The organism is Hymenobacter telluris (genome assembly GCF_017313265.1).
GTDB classification, from domain to species: Bacteria; Bacteroidota; Bacteroidia; order Cytophagales; family Hymenobacteraceae; genus Hymenobacter; species Hymenobacter telluris.
Genome location: NZ_JAFLQZ010000006.1, coordinates 185254 through 205219 on the forward strand (window position 1 = coordinate 185254; position 19966 = coordinate 205219).

29 protein-coding genes and 1 tRNA gene are annotated in these 19966 nt (G+C 53.2%); 20 read left to right on the plus strand and 10 right to left on the minus strand.

Annotated elements, in window-relative coordinates:
* Window positions 1-110: 110 nt before the first annotated feature.
* Window positions 111-410, minus strand: coding sequence for a hypothetical protein (locus tag J0X19_RS11620; RefSeq protein ID WP_206984525.1), 300 nt, complete (start codon window positions 408-410; stop codon window positions 111-113).
* Window positions 411-640: 230 nt separating this feature from the next.
* On the opposite strand from J0X19_RS11620, the gene J0X19_RS11625 reads away from it, so the two are divergent.
* The 4 genes from J0X19_RS11625 to J0X19_RS11640 all read left to right on the plus strand — a co-directional run bounded on the left by J0X19_RS11625 (window position 641) and on the right by J0X19_RS11640 (window position 3461).
* On the plus strand, window positions 641-1789 hold the full coding sequence (locus J0X19_RS11625) for a DNA cytosine methyltransferase (protein WP_206984526.1): 1149 nt from the start codon (window positions 641-643) through the stop codon (window positions 1787-1789).
* Window positions 1765-2577: a NotI family restriction endonuclease gene (locus J0X19_RS11630; protein WP_206984527.1), complete on the plus strand. Its 813-nt coding sequence runs from the start codon at window positions 1765-1767 to the stop codon at window positions 2575-2577. Before J0X19_RS11625 ends, J0X19_RS11630 begins: the two co-directional genes overlap by 25 nt.
* A gap of 137 nt (window positions 2578-2714) precedes the next feature.
* Window positions 2715-2993 (plus strand): helix-turn-helix domain-containing protein, encoded by a 279-nt coding sequence (locus J0X19_RS11635; protein ID WP_242582479.1) that lies wholly within the window; start codon window positions 2715-2717, stop codon window positions 2991-2993.
* 3 nt (window positions 2994-2996) lie between these two features.
* Entirely contained in the window at window positions 2997-3461 is a 465-nt protein-coding gene (locus tag J0X19_RS11640; RefSeq protein WP_206984528.1) for a hypothetical protein, read from the plus strand.
* Here the strand turns inward: J0X19_RS11640 and J0X19_RS11645 are convergent.
* The 7 genes from J0X19_RS11645 to J0X19_RS11675 are packed head-to-tail and all read right to left on the minus strand — an operon-like array spanning window position 3458 to window position 6432.
* Window positions 3458-3775, minus strand: coding sequence for a DUF968 domain-containing protein (locus J0X19_RS11645; protein ID WP_206984529.1), 318 nt, complete (start codon window positions 3773-3775; stop codon window positions 3458-3460). The genes J0X19_RS11640 and J0X19_RS11645 overlap by 4 nt on opposite strands.
* Window positions 3772-4155, minus strand: coding sequence for a hypothetical protein (locus J0X19_RS11650; protein ID WP_206984530.1), 384 nt, complete (start codon window positions 4153-4155; stop codon window positions 3772-3774). Before J0X19_RS11650 ends, J0X19_RS11645 begins: the two co-directional genes overlap by 4 nt.
* Window positions 4155-4643 (minus strand): siphovirus Gp157 family protein, encoded by a 489-nt coding sequence (locus J0X19_RS11655; protein ID WP_206984531.1) that lies wholly within the window; start codon window positions 4641-4643, stop codon window positions 4155-4157. Before J0X19_RS11655 ends, J0X19_RS11650 begins: the two co-directional genes overlap by 1 nt.
* 15 nt (window positions 4644-4658) lie before the next feature.
* Window positions 4659-5114, minus strand: a complete 456-nt coding sequence (gene ssb / locus J0X19_RS11660) for a single-stranded DNA-binding protein (protein ID WP_206984532.1) — start codon at window positions 5112-5114, stop codon at window positions 4659-4661.
* 3 nt (window positions 5115-5117) lie between these two features.
* Entirely contained in the window at window positions 5118-5372 is a 255-nt protein-coding gene (locus J0X19_RS11665; protein WP_206984533.1) for a DUF2312 domain-containing protein, read from the minus strand.
* On the minus strand, window positions 5369-6049 hold the full coding sequence (locus J0X19_RS11670; RefSeq protein ID WP_206984534.1) for a hypothetical protein: 681 nt from the start codon (window positions 6047-6049) through the stop codon (window positions 5369-5371). Before J0X19_RS11670 ends, J0X19_RS11665 begins: the two co-directional genes overlap by 4 nt.
* Complete coding sequence (locus J0X19_RS11675) at window positions 6049-6432, minus strand: hypothetical protein (RefSeq protein WP_206984535.1); 384 nt, start codon at window positions 6430-6432, stop codon at window positions 6049-6051. Before J0X19_RS11675 ends, J0X19_RS11670 begins: the two co-directional genes overlap by 1 nt.
* Before the next feature lie 284 nt (window positions 6433-6716).
* Between J0X19_RS11675 and J0X19_RS11680 the strand changes: the two genes are divergently transcribed.
* A complete protein-coding gene (locus tag J0X19_RS11680; protein WP_206984536.1) occupies window positions 6717-7082 on the plus strand; it encodes a RusA family crossover junction endodeoxyribonuclease in 366 nt (121 codons plus the stop codon).
* A gap of 151 nt (window positions 7083-7233) precedes the next feature.
* Here the strand turns inward: J0X19_RS11680 and J0X19_RS11685 are convergent.
* A tRNA-Trp gene (locus J0X19_RS11685) sits at window positions 7234-7307 on the minus strand.
* 236 nt (window positions 7308-7543) lie between these two features.
* Between J0X19_RS11685 and J0X19_RS11690 the strand changes: the two genes are divergently transcribed.
* From J0X19_RS11690 to J0X19_RS11700, 3 genes are read left to right on the plus strand one after another with little or no spacing between them, the layout of a single operon-like run.
* The gene (locus tag J0X19_RS11690; protein WP_206984537.1) at window positions 7544-8116 is read left to right on the plus strand and encodes an MT-A70 family methyltransferase; all 573 of its coding nucleotides are present in this window, start codon (window positions 7544-7546) and stop codon (window positions 8114-8116) included.
* A complete protein-coding gene (locus J0X19_RS11695; protein WP_206984538.1) occupies window positions 8113-9000 on the plus strand; it encodes a YdaU family protein in 888 nt (295 codons plus the stop codon). The genes J0X19_RS11690 and J0X19_RS11695 overlap by 4 nt, the downstream gene beginning before the upstream one ends.
* Window positions 8981-9283, plus strand: a complete 303-nt coding sequence (locus J0X19_RS11700; protein WP_206984539.1) for a hypothetical protein — start codon at window positions 8981-8983, stop codon at window positions 9281-9283. Before J0X19_RS11695 ends, J0X19_RS11700 begins: the two co-directional genes overlap by 20 nt.
* Here J0X19_RS11700 and J0X19_RS11705 read toward each other — a convergent pair.
* Complete coding sequence (locus J0X19_RS11705; RefSeq protein WP_206984540.1) at window positions 9278-9688, minus strand: hypothetical protein; 411 nt, start codon at window positions 9686-9688, stop codon at window positions 9278-9280. The two genes, J0X19_RS11700 and J0X19_RS11705, sit on opposite strands and share 6 nt — an antisense overlap.
* 60 nt (window positions 9689-9748) lie before the next feature.
* Between J0X19_RS11705 and J0X19_RS11710 the strand changes: the two genes are divergently transcribed.
* From J0X19_RS11710 to J0X19_RS11765, 12 genes are all read left to right on the plus strand, one after another.
* Window positions 9749-10000 carry a hypothetical protein gene (locus tag J0X19_RS11710; protein WP_206984541.1) on the plus strand — a complete coding sequence of 84 codons (252 nt, stop codon included), beginning with the start codon at window positions 9749-9751 and terminating at the stop codon, window positions 9998-10000.
* A 755-nt stretch (window positions 10001-10755) separates the two neighbouring features.
* Window positions 10756-10941, plus strand: a complete 186-nt coding sequence (locus J0X19_RS11715; RefSeq protein WP_206984542.1) for a hypothetical protein — start codon at window positions 10756-10758, stop codon at window positions 10939-10941.
* Window position 10942: 1 nt separating this feature from the next.
* Window positions 10943-11230, plus strand: coding sequence for a hypothetical protein (locus J0X19_RS11720; protein ID WP_206984543.1), 288 nt, complete (start codon window positions 10943-10945; stop codon window positions 11228-11230).
* Window positions 11231-11256: 26 nt separating this feature from the next.
* Window positions 11257-11571, plus strand: a complete 315-nt coding sequence (locus J0X19_RS11725) for a hypothetical protein (RefSeq protein ID WP_206984544.1) — start codon at window positions 11257-11259, stop codon at window positions 11569-11571.
* A complete protein-coding gene (locus J0X19_RS11730; protein ID WP_206984545.1) occupies window positions 11546-12955 on the plus strand; it encodes a terminase large subunit domain-containing protein in 1410 nt (469 codons plus the stop codon). Before J0X19_RS11725 ends, J0X19_RS11730 begins: the two co-directional genes overlap by 26 nt.
* Window positions 12955-15039 carry a portal protein gene (locus J0X19_RS11735; RefSeq protein ID WP_206984546.1) on the plus strand — a complete coding sequence of 695 codons (2085 nt, stop codon included), beginning with the start codon at window positions 12955-12957 and terminating at the stop codon, window positions 15037-15039. Before J0X19_RS11730 ends, J0X19_RS11735 begins: the two co-directional genes overlap by 1 nt.
* On the plus strand, window positions 15036-15359 hold the full coding sequence (locus J0X19_RS11740) for a hypothetical protein (RefSeq protein WP_206984547.1): 324 nt from the start codon (window positions 15036-15038) through the stop codon (window positions 15357-15359). Before J0X19_RS11735 ends, J0X19_RS11740 begins: the two co-directional genes overlap by 4 nt.
* 2 nt (window positions 15360-15361) lie before the next feature.
* Complete coding sequence (locus tag J0X19_RS11745) at window positions 15362-16882, plus strand: GDSL-type esterase/lipase family protein (RefSeq protein WP_206984548.1); 1521 nt, start codon at window positions 15362-15364, stop codon at window positions 16880-16882.
* Window positions 16882-17436 (plus strand): hypothetical protein, encoded by a 555-nt coding sequence (locus J0X19_RS11750; protein ID WP_206984549.1) that lies wholly within the window; start codon window positions 16882-16884, stop codon window positions 17434-17436. The genes J0X19_RS11745 and J0X19_RS11750 overlap by 1 nt, the downstream gene beginning before the upstream one ends.
* 52 nt (window positions 17437-17488) lie before the next feature.
* Complete coding sequence (locus J0X19_RS11755) at window positions 17489-18256, plus strand: hypothetical protein (protein WP_206984550.1); 768 nt, start codon at window positions 17489-17491, stop codon at window positions 18254-18256.
* 36 nt (window positions 18257-18292) lie between these two features.
* Window positions 18293-19513 carry a P22 phage major capsid protein family protein gene (locus J0X19_RS11760; protein WP_206984551.1) on the plus strand — a complete coding sequence of 407 codons (1221 nt, stop codon included), beginning with the start codon at window positions 18293-18295 and terminating at the stop codon, window positions 19511-19513.
* 56 nt (window positions 19514-19569) lie between these two features.
* Window positions 19570-19965 carry a hypothetical protein gene (locus J0X19_RS11765; RefSeq protein ID WP_206984552.1) on the plus strand — a complete coding sequence of 132 codons (396 nt, stop codon included), beginning with the start codon at window positions 19570-19572 and terminating at the stop codon, window positions 19963-19965.
* Window position 19966: the final 1 nt, after the last annotated feature.

The following is a 19966-nucleotide window of genomic DNA, read 5'->3' on the forward strand; positions in this document are numbered from 1 at the left end:
ACCTCTAGACAATACGCGGCAAAACTTCTGTAAGTTACTGATTGTCTACCTAATAACAGTTATTTGTTGTTGTCTAAAAACGGTGGGAACAACATGCGCGGCGACATCTTCTATTCTGCAATAATCAGCACTGGCCCGCTTAGTACCTGATCTTCGTCGTCTAAGTTAAACTCAATACCGGTCAGCTCGGCCACCGCTTCGGTCGCCGCAAGGTTCGGATCTCCCTCATGATCGAAAATGGTGTAAACCGTGTATTCCGGGGTGCTGGCAAGAATATCAACCATTTCAGGAATACATTCCAGCGCACGCGCAGCTCGGGCCATCTGCGTGACATTTGCGGTGGTCGGATGAAAGCCCTCGGCGGAATAAATCTGTTCCCGCTGGCCGGGTTGATAAAGAAAGGCATTCATGGCTCGTGAAGTTTTGCGGGGAAGATAAACATATTGGTCTATAGGCTCATTGTTCATCCGGCACCATTAACATCGCGCCCTGTAATCTTGTTGTTTGGTGCAAAACGCGGCCTCAGTTATCTTTACTGGCAAAAATAGATTAGCTCGATTTGCTAATTTTTTTAGTTTTGCACTAGCTTTACGAAAAGAAGCTAGTCCCTGGGGGATTACTCCGCCCTTAAATCAAGAAAATGAAAAAGCCAACTGTGATTGACCTTTTTGCCGGCGCTGGTGGGCTGTCCGAAGGTTTCCGTCAACAAGGTTTCAATGCGTTAGCTGCAAATGACTTTGATGAATTTTCTGCCCGAACCTTCAAAGTAACTCACCCAGAAACTGTTTTCCTGCCCGGTCCCATCCAGGATATAGATGCCGAAGATTTCTTAAAAGCGGCGAAAATAGAATATGGCGAGCTAGATTGCCTCGTGGGCGGACCTCCTTGTCAAGCCTTCAGTGTTTACAATCACCAGCGCGGCATGCATGACGAGCGTAGCGGCTTGTTCAAAGAATATCTGAGAATTGTTGAGGGCCTAAATCCAAAGTACATTGTTATTGAGAACGTAACGGGCATGTCGTCCGTGTCAGAGGGTCAGGCGATTAAGGAGATTAAAAAGGGGCTTATTGACCTAGGTTATAGCAACGTTGATTCCAAGGTTTTGAAAGCTGAGGATTTCGGCGTGCCCCAGGAGCGCCGTCGCATCATTATTATTGCGAACCGGATGGGTCATGAAATAACCTGGCCTGAACCCACGCACGTAGCTAACGGCAAGCCGCATGTTACGGTGAAGGATGCGCTGTCAGATCTACCGGTCCTTGATAACGGGCAAGGCTGCGATTCAGCTGCTGTTTACCCCGTGCCCTTCAATAAGGCGACGGCCTACCAACGCCTGATGCGGAAAAATAATCTCTTTGTGAGCAACCACGAAGCGCCAAAACTCTCGGAAGTGAATTTGAAGCGCATGCAATATGTGCCGCAAGGTGGTAGCTGGCGGGACATTCCGCACGAATTACTGCCAACCGGAATGAAGCGAGCAAAAAGAAGCGACCACACAAAGCGTTACGGTCGTCTTAAAGAAGATGGTCTGTCCTCGACTGTATTAACCAAATGCGACATACATTGGGGGACTTTTTACCATCCAAACCAGGAACGTAGCATTACGGTGAGAGAAGCTGCACGGCTTCAATCATTCCCTGATAACTATATTTTCCAAGGCCCCCGAACTGAACAGTTCAGGCAGGTAGGTAATGCAGTACCCCCGTTGCTTGCTGCCGCTGTAGCAGGAGAAATTAAGAAATATCTGCTACTTACCGAAGAGAAATGCCAATTGATCCAACAACAATAATTTGTGAAATATTAGGGCAACCAGCACCCGACATGCGCAACCCGGCTAACGCTGATTACGAATGTCCTTTTTTATCCGGTCCATGTACTAAAAGATCACCACAGCTTGAGGGTCCGTACCCAGTCTGCACAATCTTTCGTCCTAATTCAACAGACCCGATATGCGTTTGCCCAAAAAGGCTTAACGAAATTGATATTGTCAAAGACGTTTTAGAAAATTGTTGGCCTGGGACGCCGCCCAATCCCGCTAATATAAAGGTGACAAGCGAGGTCCATCTTGGCCATTTGGGCAATATGGATTTGGTGATTGCGGAGCTTACATCCTCTGGTCATGTCAAGAAATTTGTCTCTGTCGAGTATCAAGCAATTGATATAACGGGGAGCTACTTTCCGGCTTATACCGCGCTTACGAACAGCGATCAGCTAAAGAAAAAGTCAACGCTTGGCTTAAATTGGATGAACGTTTATAAGCGGTATGTCACCCAATTAATTGGCAAAGGCTTTCAACACCATCAATGGAATACCATTATGATTTCCGTTATGCAGGAAACTGTAATGAACCGAATGTTGAAGATTGGAAATATTAACGAAGTGCCGCTCAATAATAGCAACATAGTATTTCTAGGCTATAAATACGTGTTTGATAGCGAGGAAAACGTTTATAAGCTGGAATTATCTAGAGTATACCCAACCACCCATCAGAATATCACAAATGGCCCCTTATATCGGGAAGTCATCGACGTTCACGATGCCAAAGCCAAGATATTATCCCGCATGAATGGCGAATAGGATGCTTTGATCAGTAAAACAGTATTCAGAAGGGTGTTGGTCATATTGTCAACACCCTTTTTTATTTTTATCAAACCGCATCGCACCATAAGGCAACACGCTATTGCTCAGGTCGTCAGCCCTGCATATATTCAAGCATGGGCATCGACATTATAGCGCTCGAAGATCAAGCCTTCTGGGAGTTGGTGAAGCGCGTCACTGACGAGCTGGTGGCCAAGCATGGCCAAAAAGCACTCGACCGTTGGATAGACGGCGCCGAGGCCATGCACCTGTTGCGCATCAAATCCCCGACGACCCTACAGAAGCTGCGCGACACTGGCGCCATCCGTTACAGCCAGCCGGAAAAGAAGATCATCCTTTACGATCGGGAAAGCATTATTTCCTACATCGAAAAGCACGTCAAAAACCCCTTCTAGGCCATGAGCGACGAAACGGTCGATAAGAATACCAAGCTGCTGTTCAACATCGGCTATCTGCTCTCGCAGGAGCCGGACACGAACGCCGTGCTCAAAAAGATGATCGCCAAGGCTCATACCGACATCGAGAAACACGCTTTGAGCGCCGGCAAGCAGCAATTCACCAAGGATGCGATCGAGGGCCAGGACATCACGCCCAAACGCGAGCGCACCGAATCCGAGGTGCTGGACGAATATTACCGGGGCATGGACGAGGCCTATAATCGCGGTGATTTCCCGGATACGCCAGCTGCCGACTTTAAGGAACAAATCAAGGAGGCTGCGGCCCCCCGCACACCCGAACCCGAAAAAACCGAAGACCGCGCCGACCCGCCTGGCAAGCCTCCGGGCTGGCAGAAAATGGTCGATGACATGATGCGGGCCGCCGAGGAACGGCAAAAGAACAAGGATAATGATCGGGAACGTTAGCGTTCGGCGCCGTACTGCTCATTATAAGCCCTGGCTAGCGTCAGGCTATCCGGCAGTCCGTGAGAAGCTAGGTATGCTGTTTCGTTGCCGTGGGCATGCAACGCAGCATGATGTTGATGGCAGAGCGGTATTGTTTCCGTGTCCAGCGCCTTGGTCGCCATGCCCTTGTGCTTACTGGTGAGGCTATGATGCGCGACCACCGTATCTGACCACCAGCGACAAACGCAGCAAGGCAAAGAGGCGATCCATAAAAGATAGCCCTTGTCGCCCTCGCGTTTCTTCTTGGGCTTTTTACCGGGCTTCGGGAACATCATACCTGAAACCCATAGTCGCGGGGATTTGGCAGGGCAATCTTGGCCATATCGGCAAGCGTCAACGTGTGCTCGATCAGCTTTGTGTACTCCACCACTGTCAAATCCTCGCTGGAATAATCGTATTCGATCAGTTCGCCGCGCCGGGTAGTGAACGACTTAACCCCAAGCACCTGGCGTTTGATGATCGTCTTCAGTTCAAGCAGGCTGTAGCCTGTGCCTTCACACATCATGTCCATGCATTTATGCCAGTACCGGCGCTGGGCGGGGGTTTTGCCTTTGCGCTTAATCGACACTTCCCATTTATCGAGTGGAAGCAGGGCGACCGCCGTTATAGCGTTCGCCCTTACCTGGTCGTTGACAATGATGAAGGTCTGTTCCACTAACGAATGACCAGGAATGGCCTGCCGCGTTCAAGAACGGCATAGTTCAGTTCCTTGCCAGCCTGCAAGTCGCGTTTGATTGCGTCCTTGTCGGCTTTGTATTCAACCTTCCGGTACTCCTCCGGCAGAAGCTCTGCGGGGCAGTTGACCGTCAGGCTTAAGACACCTTCCTGAATGCGGGCATTGCCGGCCACGGTCTTGATGCCCTTGCCTGCCATTGCCACCAGGGTGAAAATGCCCAGCTTCCGGTATTCTTCCTTGCGCTCAAACACTTTGGCACGGTCGGCATAGCGCTGGGCCAGCTCTTTGGCGGCTTTTGCGTTGGCTTTGTCTTCGGCAGCACGCTCAATCAGGTAGTTGGTCCACCATTCAAGGCTGTTTTCGATGTTGTCGATTTCGACTTCATCCTCGGCCATGATCTCGCCATATTGCTCGTCCAGCTTGTCATTTTGCAGGCGAACGCGTGCTAACAGTTCTGCATATTTCATGGTATTCCCGCCTCCTTAAAACGGGATTGAGTCGTCTAAATCATCGTCAAAAGCGGCTGGCCGTTGCGCATCACGCGACGCTTGGCTCCGCGCTTCTCCATTGGAAGCGGATTCACCGTCTTGCTTACTGTCAAGCAACACAACCTCGCCTTTAAAGGGCTTAAGCACAACCTCGGTGCTGTACCGATCATTGCCGTTGTTGTCCTGCCACTTGCGGGTTTGCAGCTGGCCTTCTAGGTACACTTTCGAGCCTTTTTTTACGAAGCGCTCCACGATACCGACAAGGGCATCATTGGTAACAGCGATGTTGTGCCACTCGGTTTTCTCTTTGCGCTCGCCGGTGGCCTTATCCTTCCAGCTCTCGGACGTGGCAAGGGTGAAATTGGCGACCCGACCACCCGACTGAAAACTGCGGATTTCCGGGTCTTTGCCCACATGGCCAACAAGGATGACTTTATTTACTGATGCCATGATTTACTCCAATCCGATGGCTGACTTATAAAGCTCCAGAATTTCTTCCTGCTCCTGGCGTTTCTGGCGGTCCATTTTGCGCAGCTTGACGATCTGACGAATGATCTTTGTTTCGTAGCCAGCGCTCTTGCTCTCGGCATATACATCGCGGATATCCTCGGCAATGCCGGATTTTTCTTCTTCGAGCCGTTCAATACGCTCAATGTACTGCTTGAGGCGTTCGCCGGTGACACCACCGATGTTTGCTGTTTCTGTCAATTATTACTCTCCTGTTTGTGTGGTTTTGGTTTTTCTGCTTTGACGGCGGCAATGATGTCTTTGTAATCCTGAACCGTTCCATCGTTTTCACATTCTTTCTTAACCCCATCCTGAATAGCCTTTAGTTTTTCAGGGGTGTTTGCATTAAGCATCATGGTAACCAGTGCGCCTTTGCGTTCAGTTGACAACTGCTTGGGTATGGGCTTTGGCTCGTCTTGATTGGGTGAATACTTGCTGCCATCGAACTGCCCCATATGAACATCAGCACTCATGCCGATATGCTTCATGGCGTTCATCAAGGCATCCGTGAAAGCCTTTTTGAAGGCCTCGTCATCTGAACGCAATCCCGTTGCTTGCTTGACGATCACAAAGTCGCCGCCCACACCCCAGACGAAAGCAGATTCGTCATATGCTGGGTTTCTGTTTTCCGGGTCTCCAGTATGCCACAAACCAACGGTACAATAAACCAACACTTGACCGTCAGTTCCTGACACAATTTGGTATTCTGGCTTTGTATACCCCCATCCAATTCCGCAAGCACCAAAACGCTCGGTCATTTTTTGGATGGCGTACATCGGTTTGATTGCATTACCTTTAAAGCCGCCTGCGCGTGTGAATTTCTTCGTATGCTGCGGGTCCGTGACGCTAAGCGCGTTCCATATATCCATGTTTTCCATTATTTATTCTCCGATAGCTTATAAATACCATTGTTCAAAAAGACACGCTTGGCTTTTACCAACGCCTTGACGGCAGCAGGGACCATTTCAGGCGCTCCCGATCTCAATATCAAATGGTCAAGGGTCACGCCGTTAGGGTCGCAAAAATGCCGCATATCAGCAATTACACATTCCATTATAGCTTCATTTGCGGTTCTGGTCGCTGCTCTATGTGCTTGCTCAAGGATTTCAGCGCTACGCTTTAGGGCCATCGTGCGGATTTCCTGATTAGCAGTCTTACAGTCGGCGCGGCCATCGAAGTATTGAGCCAGGTATTCGAGGGTTTGAAGGTGTAAAATCATTATTGCACCAAAAATTGTCTGGCGATAAAAAACAGCCAGCAAAAGCCCTTGACGGCCTGGAACACCAAGCCACCACCAATACCCCCGATTAAGCCGAGCAATAAATCTTCTCTAGTCAATTTCATTGATTGTTCTCCTGTTTTAGTTGGTATCTGACCTCACCACCATAGCAAGCCATATCGGCCTGTCAACAGGAAAAATGCAGTTGACAAAAAATAAATTATCAGGGAATAATCAGCGAGCCGAGATGGCTAGGTTTTGCGCACTATCCTGTTGTCGCGCATGAAAAGGGGGTTTCAGTGGTATCTGACAGTACGCTGGCCCCCTTGCCTATTTTAAGGCTGGTTCTCCCCTACCCGCCAAGCATCCTCAATCCAAATAACCGCAGCCATTGGGCCAAGAAAAACCCGGTCAAGGTCCGTTATCGGGAACACTGCCGCGCCCTGGCCTTGAGCATGGCGCCGACCTTTCCGCCTGGCAAAATCCCGCTGAGCATCGTCTTTTACCCGCCGCGCAATACCGGCGACCTGGACAACATGCTTTCCTCTTGCAAGGCCCTGTTTGATGGTGTATCCGATGCCTGGGGCGTCAACGACAAGCTATTCCGGCCCATGACGCTCGACGTCGGCAAAGCCGATAAGGCCAACCCACGAGTGGAGATCACAATCGGTGAGACGCATCAACTTCGGTAAGAAATCATATAAGCCCCGACAAGACGAAATTTGGACAGACCGGCCCACCCGGCAGCGTTACGAGCCGCCAGTGCCGGAAAGCCAGCAAGAGCAGCAGGACGCCTATCGGGTCGAGCTGGGCAAGACGCGGCTCGAACATTTGGCAGAGTAATGGCACAGGCACTAGGAATCGAACCTAGGTCTACGGTTTTGGAGACCGGCGCTCTGCCATTGAGCTATGCCCATAAAAAAGCTGGTAGCTAACCGGCCTGCCTGATATCAGGACTTAGACGCGGATATCGCTAGAGCCGCACACAGCCATATTGTAGCCAGCCACAAATTGGTTGTCAAATAAATCCTTGACGAGCATTTCGGGTCATGCATAATCAAGCCATGGCGGTGGTTATGCCCTCGCTTGAATGTTCCTACAGGTTCAAGGCCGCCAGCCATTTACTGTAGGCCAGAACTGTAGGAGGTTCACAATGAAATTCCCACCGGGCCAGTACGGGCTAATACTAGCCGACCCGCCGTGGTCGTATGAGATGTATTCAGAGAAGGGACACGCAAAAAGCCCTCATGCTCACTACGATTGCATGACTTATCCAGAGTTGGCTCAATTACGCGACGAGTTCATTTTCTCGACTGCTCCCGACGCGGTTTGCTTTATGTGGGCCGTTTGGCCAAAGTTGGATGAAGCCTTTAAGCTCATGGCCGATTGGGGCTTTCAATACAAAACTGGCGGCGCATGGCACAAACGGTCAAAGAGCTGGACACCAGATTGCCTGAGGCCTAAATCAGCCTTTGGAACAGGCTATCTGTTTCGGAGTGCGTCAGAACCGTTTCTCGTCGGCACGATTGGAAACCCAAACATCCTCAACCGGTCTACACGGAATATCATCGAGGCCGCGGTCAGGGAGCATAGCCGAAAACCTGATTGCCAGTATGCCATGATTGAAAGCCTGTTTGAGGGCCCATATCTTGAATTGTTTGCCAGAAATACCCGCAAGGGCTGGTCGAGCTGGGGCAATCAAACAGAAAAGTTTGAGGCGGTATGACCCAGGCTTATTATCCGTTCTATTGGTCGGACTATTCCGGCAAGACAATGCACCTCACCCAAGGGCAGCACGGCGCGTTCATGATGTTGATGCGCTGGATTTACACCACCGAAAAGCCTGTGCCTGACAAGCAACGCTATAGCATTGCTAGAGCAATGTCAGAGCAAGAACGTAGCGATACAGACGCCGTGCTTGAAGAATTCTTCTTTCGTGATGGTGAGATGTGGCGTCAGGACAAGTGCGAGCATATCATCGCCAAGGCTAATGAGCAGCACCAACGCCGCGTAAACGCTGGGAAAAACGGCGGTTTGGCTAAGTCGAAAAACGCCAAGCAAAGCCCTAGCAATGCTAGAGCAATGCCCAAGCAACCAGAACCAGAACCAAATAATATAGATACTAACGTATCTATACCCCCTACCCCCAAAGGCTTGCCGGCATGGCTGCCAGTGACCGACTGGAAAGACTTCTGCCAGATGCGCGGCGCCAAGTTCACCGCCCGCGCCAAGCAGCTCATCATCGGTAAGCTGGACAAGCTCCGAGAGCAAGGCCACGACCCTGCCGCCGTTTTGCAACAATCACTGGAACGCGGCTGGTCCGGCGTGTTTGAGATCAAAGGAGATTACAATGGAACCCGTCAAATCAGCTCTGGAAACGCTTTTGCTGGAAATGCAGGCGCTACCGGAGAACCGAAAGGAAACGGCTTTGGTGGCCGCAAGTCCCAGACCCAGCTCGCCAGCGAAGAAACAGAGCGCATCATCCGCGAGCGCCGTGCAGCCTGGGCAGCCAATGGCGGCAAAAACCCCAATCAAGGACTGTTTGGAAAGCCAAGAGCAGCTGAGCCGCCTGTTGCAGCAATGCTACCTGATGCTGAAGAAATACGGTGAGGCGGCCGACATCACCGCTATTCGTGATGCGGGTTTTCAGTGGATGCTTGAGGACTACGACATCGACCAAGTGACGACCGCGTTCAGGCAATACCTGAAAACGGGCAGGGAGATACCCACGCCGACCGACATCATCGAAATTCTAGACCCGTCTGTTAGGCCGATGTGCGGTCGTATGTACCAGCGGCTGGTTGAGCGGTCGAAGGAGGGGCCATTCGCACTGACCCGCGCCGAGCATGAGTATATCGACCGATACGAGGCTCGGCAGATTGGTGATCTATAACCCCTCGCGCTTATAGCGATTAAGAAAGCTCTTTCCTAAGGCCGTTAAAGAGTATTCCGTACCGCTGTGCGTATAAGTCAATCCAAGAACCCTCAAATATTCCAGACGATAACGGAATTCGCCGTCAAACTCCTTTTCCTGTTTACCAACGAGAAAGATGCTGGGATACATCTTTTCACGCACCTGCTCAGGTGATTGACTTTCCTCCTTATCAAGGATTTTGAGCGCTTTGATGTTTCCTTTGGTGATCTGGGTGACAAGATTGGCGTAAACCTCATCAACGGCCTTATCCGCTTCTTTTTTGGTTTCGCTTTTCCCAGGGGCGTATTTCGAAAATACTTCTGCGCCAAATGTGGCTAAAGCGCCAATTATCGCCGATAGAATCTGTTCCGGTAAGCCAAACATGATAATTTTATTTGGTTTGTAACGAATAGCACCTAGCACCAAATATATAAATTTCCTATTATGATTAGCCTTGATAACTTCAACGCAAGCCGCCTCGAATTTCAGTACGCCGCCGTCTGGGCTGAGGGTGACTACTTGGCGCGGCGCTACGAAGAAGAAGATGCGGTCAATCTGTACCGGATGCCCGGCGGCTATTTCGTTGAGGTGTTCTACGATCAGATGGAAAACGCACTGAGCGGGGTGCGTGCCTTTACCGATAAGGATAGACTGGAAGATTACGCCTGCTACATCAAGCTGCCGGGTGATTTATAAGCCACTTTTGCGCAGTCTCATAAAATAATTTCTGATGTAACAACCATTTTCTTAAATTATTTTTGTATATTTGTATTGTAGACAGTGTAATCGGCGCTGTCAAAGATCTGCTCGCTGAAGCAGATTCCAATTTGGTGGAATGCCTTGTGCCAGAAGTGGCCTTTACTTATTCCTCTCGCTGCTTGCGCAACATTTTTGATACGCCATTACCTCGAAGCTAAGGTCGGCGCTTTCTTTATCGAGCATGCTTGGGAAATAATTAAACCTCTAACGTACAATACTATGCATACAATCAACTGTTTACTTGCTAAAATGAAAGATTTGGGTTCTTACCTGGCGAAGTGAAGAACGATAGCCCAAACTTTTAGGAATCTGTCTAAGTGGTGGAAGCAGAGTGAGGAGCAATCCTCTGCTTCGCCAACCAATCAAAAGGCCCCGTCCTTGCGCCTATTGCGCTGACCGGGCCTTTTTTGTGCTTGACACCCTCGGTCGCCCCAATCCGGCATGGGTCGGACGCGGTTTCAGGGGTTTGGCGAGTAATTATGCGGCCTTGCCTGATCTATTATTTGCAGCACAGATAGGGCTTGACGAACGTCTGCGCCGGTTGGTATTCTGACTTCATGCCACGCCGCCGCTCACGGGGGTTGCGCCTGTCAACCCGGCAAACCAAGTCCCTATCGAGTTGCCGGTTGTGGCCAACGTCATAGTTCGAGAAATAGGGGCGCACAGGCAATTTTTAACCAAGGGGGATAGACGTGGCTAAGACGAACAAAGGGAAACTCAAGGCGCAGCTGGCAAAAGCGCTCGGCACCAATCCTGATATGCCCGACGATCAATTCGTTATTGATTGCCATGACGCTATCATGGTTAACGCTGAGACTAGCGACCAAGAAAGCGAGCTTAACGGTTTACTGAACCAATTCCGCGCGCTGGTGGCCTGATATGGCTGATCGCGTCAGCATCCCTCGCATTAAGGTCATTAGGCCAAAGCAATTTGACGCCGACGTAGTGCGGCGCAAAATGAGCGAACAGATCGGCGAATCTTTTCAGTCCCTGAAGGATAATGGAAAGGAGCCCACGGGTTTTGCATACGTGATTTTCTCTGATGAGCCTGCATCGTTTGGTCATGGCTACCACTCGCCTGACGAGCGCAGTATCATCGACATGCCAGATATGGTGCGCAGTCGCCTACAATTTGCTATTGACAAAATCACAAACCCAAAGAACTGATACCAAAATAGTTAAAGGTAGTATTCATGGCCCGGCCAAAAGGACAGCCAAAGCTCGGCGGACGTAAAAAGGGAACGCCAAACAAGATTTCCAGTGACGTCAAGGGTATGGTGCTCGGTGCCCTTAATAAGGCTGGTGGCGAGGAATACCTGCTTCGGCAATCCAAAGAAAACCCGACCGCTTTCATGACCTTGGTTGGCAAAGTCTTGCCCACGACGCTGGCCGGCGACAAAGAAAACCCGGTCGAGGTCCGCACGGCCGACGTCACGTCCAAGCTGCTGAGCATGCTCACCAAGGAACAGCTAGAGGCTGCTCTTGACGCTGAAAATAACAACGGCTGATATCCGGCGCGAGTTGGAGCGTCGCAAGTATCGCAAGATTGACGGGTATTTTCCCGACACTGGCCCGTTTCGCCGTGAACTGTATCACAAGCATTTAGATTTCTTCAAGGCTGGTGCCGTGCATCGCGAACGGGCCATGATCGCAGCCAACCGCGTCGGCAAAACCGATGGCGCCGGCGGTTACGAGCTGACCTGCCACCTGACGGGCATTTATCCTTGGTGGTGGCCTGGGCGCCGTTTCAGCAAGCCAGTGAATTTCCTCGTTGGTGGTGAGACTGGCATGCTAGTGCGCGACTCCATCCAGCTCAAGCTGCTGGGCGAATTGCACGACATCGGCACGGGCATGATCCCGAAAGAATATATCGAAAGCACCACGCCAAAATCGGGTATTCCCAAGGCGGTCGGCAACATCTACGTCAAGCATATCTCGGGCGGGGTCAGCACCTGTCAGCTGCAATCGTATGACCAGGGGCGCGAAGTTTTTCAGGCGACCGAACGCGATGGCGTGTGGTTTGACGAGGAGCCGCCGATCGACATCTATACGGAGGGCCTGATCCGCACGATGACCACCAAGGGCATCGTCATGTCCACCTTCACCCCGCTTAAGGGTGTCTCGGAAACCGTTTTGCACCTGCAAAAACAGGCAAAGGACGGCGTTGTCACGGTCATCAGCGCGACTTGGGACGATGCGCCGCATCTGTCCGACGAGGACAAAGAGGAGCTGATGCGCTCGCTCCCGCCCCACCAGCGCGATGCCCGTTCCAAGGGTATCCCGTCTCTGGGTTCCGGTGCCGTCTATCCGATCCCGGAGAGCGATTTCACCTGCGAGCCGTTCGAGCTGCCCAAGCATTACAAGCGCTGCTACGGCATGGATGTCGGCTGGAACAACACCGCTTCGCTGTGGCTGGCCACCGACCCTGATACGGACGTGACTTATGCCTATGCCGAATACAAGCGCGGCCAGGCCGAGCCGAGCGTTCATGCCGCCACAATCCGCGCCAAGGGCGACTGGATCCATGGCGTCATCGACCCGGCATCGCGCGGCCGGGCGCAAAAGGACGGTGAGCAACTGATTTACCTCTACCAGCAACAGGGCTTGAAGATCATCCCGGCCAGTAATGCGGTCGAATCCGGCATCTTCGACGTGTACGAAAAAATGACCGTCGGCAAGCTCAAGATTTTCAGCAACCTGACCGAAACGTTGGCCGAAATCCGGCTGTATCGCCGCGACGACAAGGGCCGCATCGTGAAGGAGTTCGATCACCTCATGGATTGCCTGCGCTATGGCATCGTGTCCGGTCTGGGCGTGGCTACGATAAAGCCTATTGCTAAAGCAGCTGTGCAAGAGTATCATGCGTCTGGCGATACGTGGATGGCAGGTTAATGGCGAACGACGAAAACAAAGACGATCTGATTAAAGAGGCTTCAGACCGCCTGCAAGAGCTGCGCGATTATTGGAAACCGATCTACGACGAATTCACCGACGATCTCAAATTCGCAGTCGATGGCCAGCAATGGAAACCTGGCGACATGACTGCCCGCGGCGAAAAGCCGACGCTGACCATCAACCGTATGGGCCAGTTCATCAATCAGGTCATCAACAGCAACCGCCAGAACACGCCGACCATCAAGGTGCTGCCGGTCGATGACGAGGCTGACATCAAGACCGCCGAACTTATCCAAGACCTAATCCGCAATATCGAGAAGGTTTCCAAGGCTGACACCGCTTATGACACGGCCATGGAGTATGCCGTTCAGGGCGGCATTGGCTTCATCCGCATTGACCATGATTACGTTGACCCCGACAGCTTCGAGCAGCACATCCTGATTAAGCGGGTGCATGATCCCCGCTCTTGCCTGATCGACAACATGAGCGTTGAGCCGGACGGCCGCGATGCCAACGATGGGTTTATTATCGAAGAAATGCGCCTCGACACGTTCAAGGAACAATACCCCAAGGCGGACGCGCGCAATTTTGATGATATGGCTATGAGCAAGACCGGGTTTGCGGCGTCGGACAAAATGATCACGGTTGCCGAATACTTTAAGCGCGTGCCAGAGGAAAAAGAAATTTCCCTGCTTGACGATGGCTCTGTGTTATTTTCCGACGATCTGGCCAAGCGCGAGGGGCAATACACGGTCCTGAAAACCCGCATGATCCAGAAAAACACGGTCAAGCGCTACAAGATGACGGGCGCGGAAATACTAGAAGAAACCGAGTTTCCGTCCTCGTATATCCCGATTATTCCGGTCTACGGCAAGGAAATTTGGATCGACGGCAAGCGCAAGCTGTATAGCCTGATCCGCCACGCCAAAGACGCGCAGAAAATGCACAACTTCTGGGCCTCGCTGGAAACCGAGCTGATTATGGAGGCGCCGCGCTCGCCCTGGGTGGTGGACTCCGACACGATTGCCGACTTTAATGCCGATTGGGTCAACCCTGCCAAGAAAAAGGTCCTGAAATACAAGGGCACCGACGTCATGGGTAAGCCAACGCAGCGCCCGTTCCGAGAGCCGCCAACGCCAATCCCCGCCGCTGTGGTCAATGCCCGCATGGCGACCGTCGAGGACATGAAGGCGACCATGGGTATGTATGACCCCTCGCTGGGCAATGAGCGCACGGGCGAAAAGTCGGGCCGCGCTATCCTGGCCACCCAGCAGCAGGGCGACACGGCCACGTTTCACTTTGGCGACAACCTGGCTCGCTCGGTCGGCCATGGCGGCGTGATCATTCTGGATATGCTGCCCCGCGTCTTTGACACCCCGCGCATTTTGCGCATCCTGGGCGAAGATGGCACACCCAAGCGCGTGCCGGTCAACGGCCAGCTCCCGACCGACCCTAACGATCAATCCGCAATCAATTCCCGTAACCAACTGCACGATCTGCGCGTCGGCAAGTATGACGTCGCGGTCATCACCGGCCCAGGCTACGCCACCAAGCGCCAAGAAGGCGCGCAGGCCCTGATGGAGCTGAGCAAAACCATTCCATTGATCGGAAACGCGGCACCGGATATGCTGGTGGAATCTCTTGATATCCCGAACGCTGGAGCCATCGCTAAGCGCGTTAAGCGCGGCCTGTCACCTCAGCTAACGGCTGACGAAGACACCGAACAGACGCCGGAAGTCATGCAATTGCAAGGCGCGTTGCAGCAGATGCAGGCCCAGATGCAGGCCATGGGCGCCGAATTGCAGCAGGCACAGCAGGATTTGCAAAATAAAAATGGCGAACTGGCCCTGAAAAACAAGGATTTGCAAATCAAGGAAATGCAGGTTCAGCTGGAGGCCATGAAGCACCGTGACGCCATGATGGGTCAATCCGACGACCGCAGCTTGCAGGTGCATAAGATCGATACGGATGCTCAGGCCAAGATCGTGACCGAGAAAATCAAGGCCGATGCATCTATCAAGGCCAGTGACAACCAAACCTTCGCCCAGATGAACACTCCGATCAAGGAACCCGCTAAATGACCCTGTTTTGTCCTGTTGAGCAATTTATCCTCGACACCAATGCCACGCCCTCGACGCCGGTCCGCACCACCGATGGCGGTCAGTCGCTGACCTATCGCGTCAAGTGCGACGTTGATACGATCATCTGCGTGGCCCCGGTCGCCACCCCTGCCAGCAATGGCCTGACCAATAACAAGCTGGCCGGCAAGCAGTTCGTGGCCTATGCGGGCGTGGTCGAGCTGTTTTCGTTTCAGTCGGACACCACGCAGAACTATATAAGCACCATTGCCTTGAACGGCGGCACGGGCAAAACCTATATCACAACCGGGTATGGAGAATAAGCATGTCTGTACGTGGCGTAACGGGTGGCTCGGGGTCTAAAGGTGGCGCTTCGGTGGTGGGCCGGATGGGTACAATCGGGGATTCGCTGACTGGCAACGGCGTTGGGGTGGCGCTGGCTGGCACAACCGGCTATTCGACCTACGTGCATCAGCGCGGCGATTATAACTGGATGCAGGCGCTCTTAAATTATCCGTTCGAGTACCTGGTAAACTACGACGGTAATCTGTCCCCTATTCAGGGTCATAACGCGGGCATCGGCGGCGAGACATCGGCGAATATGCTGGCTCGCTTCAAGCGCGACGTCATGTCCTACGACCCGAACGTCGTGTTTTTCCGTGCGCCGACCAACGATATCCCTCCGGGTCGCACGGCCAATTCCATCGTCGCCAATGTGCGTTCGATGGCGGATATCGCGTTGGCTGGCGGCAAAACGTTTGTCATTCTGTCCCTTCCGCCGCGCCACAATGCCGACGGCAAGGCTTTTACGGCCCCGCAAGAACTGGTCCGCCTCGATGTCAACGCCAAGCTGATGGCGTATGCCGCGACATTGCCTGGCAAGGTGTTTTTCCTGAATTGCGACCCGGTCCTGATTGATCCGGCGACCGGCCTGTTGCGCATCACTTATTCCTATGACGGCCTGCACCTGAACAGCAGCGGCGTGTTCGCCATCGCTTCTCAGGTTCTGGTATCATGGTTCCAGAGCGTCTATGGCGCGACCCGTATCCCGCGCACTAAACCGGAAGCCTACGACGTGACGTTGGTTCCGTATGGCAATATGCTGACAAACCCAGTGTTCACCGGCACGGGTGGCACTATCTCGACCGGCGTTTCGGGAACCCTGCCGGACAGTTGGCGGGCAGAGCGTAGCCTTGGCTCCTCGGTCACGGCGATAGCATCTATCATCGCCATGAAAGACTGGAATGACGAAACCGAAAACTTTATCTCCATGGCATATTCCGCCAATGGTACAGGGGTGGATGGCGAAATTATGCGCGCCAGACCCACGGCAACGTCAGTAACGGCGGGCGTTATTCTTAATGAATGGTACGTGGCAGAAGTGGAAATCGTGCTCGACCCGACCAGCTCGGGCGTCAATCCGATTCGTTCACCCATCCTGGAATTGCGTGACCTGAGCACCGACAACAGTTTCGCCCGCTGCTTCGCCGCTGGTTATTCGTACACCAATACCCAGAGTGCCGTCATCAAGGATATTTTCCCCGATGGCTCGATTCGCATGGTGTTGCGCACCTGGCCGATGCGTGCCCGTAGCACCACTGGCCTGACGTTCTATATGTACGCCGACATGGACGGCACCGTGACGGGTACGCGCACGATCAAATGGGGTCGGCCAAAGCTGGTACGCCTGCCAAACGGCCCAGACTACCTGACGCCGCGCCAGACCCGTAGCGATTTGCGCTTTCTCGACGCCACCGATGGCCCGCAGTTGACCTCTCCCAATGGTAGCGTTTGGCGCCTGACCGTCAACGACACCGGCAACATCGTAACCACACAGGTGACCTAATGGCACCCATTCACCGCACCGATAACGATATTTTAAACGGTAACCTGGAAGGCTCGCCGCGTTTGCGCGTTAATCGCTCGACGGCGTTGGCGCTCTCTACCAGTTGGCAGCGCGTGGACTTTAACGGCGTCAGCTCGGTTAACGTCAATACCTTTCCCGATGTTGATGGGCAGGGCACTAAGAAAGTCCGTTGGGACAGTGTGAACAAGGTTTTCCTGTTCAGCGACACGGTGGATCGTAACTATAATGTCTCGCTGTTCATGCACCTGGTTGCCTCGGCCCTACTCACCGGCAACGCCGTCCAAATGCGTTACGTCATTCCGAACGGCAACGGGCTGGGCAATAACTTTTATTTCCCGTTTCCCGATGATGGCGGTTTCAAGGAAATTACCACGTTCGCCGGTTCTGCCGATAAGCGCGTGACGGACAACACGATTATCTACGTCAACCAAATGATCCGCGACAACGGCCTGGGCATCGAATTAAAGATGCAGAATAGCTTTTTAGCCACGGTGAACCTGACCAGCTCGGCTTTTATCATTTACGGGCGCTAAAAAATGTTGCATTATCCATTGGATGCTGTATTATAACCCAAGGAAAGTGTAAATGACTGACCCAAACCCCGCCTTATCAGATGAAAATCTTGAGCCATTAGCGGAGATTGCTCCAGCCGAAACCGTAGCTGACGCGACCTCGCCTGATTCCACCAAGGAACAGGTCGAACTTACTCCCGAACAGGAGATTGCCAAGCTCCGCAAGGCCCTGGAACGCAAGAACCGCAATATCGCCAAGAAGACGGCAGAGCTGAGCGCCTTGCGCAATGCTGGCCAGACTGGCGAAAAAGACGCAAAACCCTCCCCTCAAGCCCCCGCGACACTAAAATCGGAGGACTTTGACACGATTGAGGAATACGTTGGTGCCGTTGCCGACCAGAAAGCAAAAGACGCCGCCAAAGCAGCATGGGAAAGCTCGCGCAAAGAGCAGACCGAGAGAGAGCAGAACGCTCAGGCCCAAAAAGCCCAGCAGGACTTCCTGACCCAGGTCGAAAAAGTGCGCGACGAACTTCCCGATTTCGACGCTGTGATGCAGGAAGCGAACGACGAATACGTGGCCCCGCACGTCGAGGCCCTTATCCGCAAGTTTGGCCCCGCATCAGCATACTGGATCGTCAAAGAGGATGCCCTGGACGAATTGAACGCCATGGACATCTACGACGCCACGATCCGTATCAAAGAGCTGTCGAGCAAGGCCGTGGCAAAACCGATTACCAAGACCCCTGCGCCGATGTCGCCCGTGAAAGGGCGCGGTTCGGAGCAGCCCGACATACTTAAAAAACAGTCCGGCGACGAAATCCTCAAGTGGCTTCGTAGCTAGAACGCCCCAACAACACTTGCTCTATGGAGGCCCTGAGTGGCAAACCAAACCCTTACTTCCAAACAGGCGGCCGCGATTATTTCCAAGGTTGCCAACTCTATCCTGCACGACAAGTTGCAGTTTTTGAAAGCCATCCGCACCGAGGATAACGCCCCTTGGACGCGCGATGACTATAAGCCTGGCGATACCATCAAAATTGCCCGCCCTGCCCAATTCAGCGTTCGCAAAGGCCGCGTTCTGGCACCGCAAGACTTCCAAGAGGATACCGTCCCACTGGTGGTTGACAACCAGGTTGGCGTCGATGTCAGTTTCACCTCGGCTGAAATCGCCACCGAAATCGGTATCAAGCAGATGGCCAAGCGCGTCCTGGAACCGCAAATGGCGGTTCTGGCGTCGGCTATCGAGGCTGACGTGATGGCCAAAGCCTATAAGCGCGTGGCCAACTTCGTCGGTACGCCGGGCACCACGCCTGCGACTTTCGGCGTCTATGGTGATGCCTTGCAGCGTCTGGATGAAAACCTGGCGCCGATGGACGAGGAGCGATTCGCCCTTATCAACCCGGCTGCCAATAACAAGACGGTGGATGGCCTGAAAGGCTTGTTCAACTCGCAGGAAGCGATCGCCAAGCAGTACAAATCCGGCTATCTGGGCGACATGAACGGCTTCCACTTCATGCGCAATAACTTGCTGCCGATCCACAAGAACGGTACGCAAGGCGGTACGCCACTGATCAACGGCGCGGGCCAGTCCGGCGCCTCCCTGATCACCGATGGCTGGTCGCCGGGCGCAACCATTACGGCAGGTACGGTCATCACCATCAGCGGCGCGCAAGCGGTACACCCGGAAACCAAAGTTGCCTATCCATACCTCAAGCAGTTTGTGGTCACGGCTGACGTGACGGCGGACGGTGGCGGTAACGCAACCTTGGCCATCAACCCACCAATCGCCGCCACCACACCGAAGCAAAACGTGTCGGCTGCCTTAGTCGATAACGCTGCCATCACCCTGCAAACCGGTGCCGCCAACGGCCTGTTCCCGCAAAACCTGCTGTTCCACAAGGACGCGGTTCGCTTCATTACCCTGCCGCTGATGCTGCCGGATGGTGTCGATTTCGCGGCCCAAGAAACGGTCGATGGCATCTCGGTACGCGTCGTGCGCCAGTACGATGTGGTCAATGATACGCTGCCATGCCGCCTCGACGTGCTGTATGGCTCGGCGGTGGTGCGTGACGACTTCATGGTCCGCCTGACCGGTTAATCTTAAAACGTGAGGGGCCTTCGGGCCTCTCATTTTTCCCCTGATGGAGTGAATACATGATCAAAACATTACCCGCCTACCTATACCACCGCGAATACGGCGCCCGCATCTTTGTTAGCGCCGATGACGTGACCGCCGCCAAGAAAGTTGGTTGGAAAGACAGCCCTGCTGGCCTGTTGCAAGAAGAAGAACGCGAAGGCCGCGACCGCGATGGCGTCGAAAACAGTCTTGAGGTTCTGAACGCCGAGCTGGAAAAGGCAGTTGCTGAGCCTGATGAAGCGACCAAGCGCGATAACGTCGCGGCCACGGAAGCGCAGATCCACAATGCCAACAAAGAGGGCATTGCCATGGGCGAGCGCGAAGATCAGACCAGCGATGCCGGCGACCGCTTGGCGCGCATGGGCCTGGACGCCGCCGCTTCGACCGCCGTCGCCCCCAAGAAGAAAAAATAAC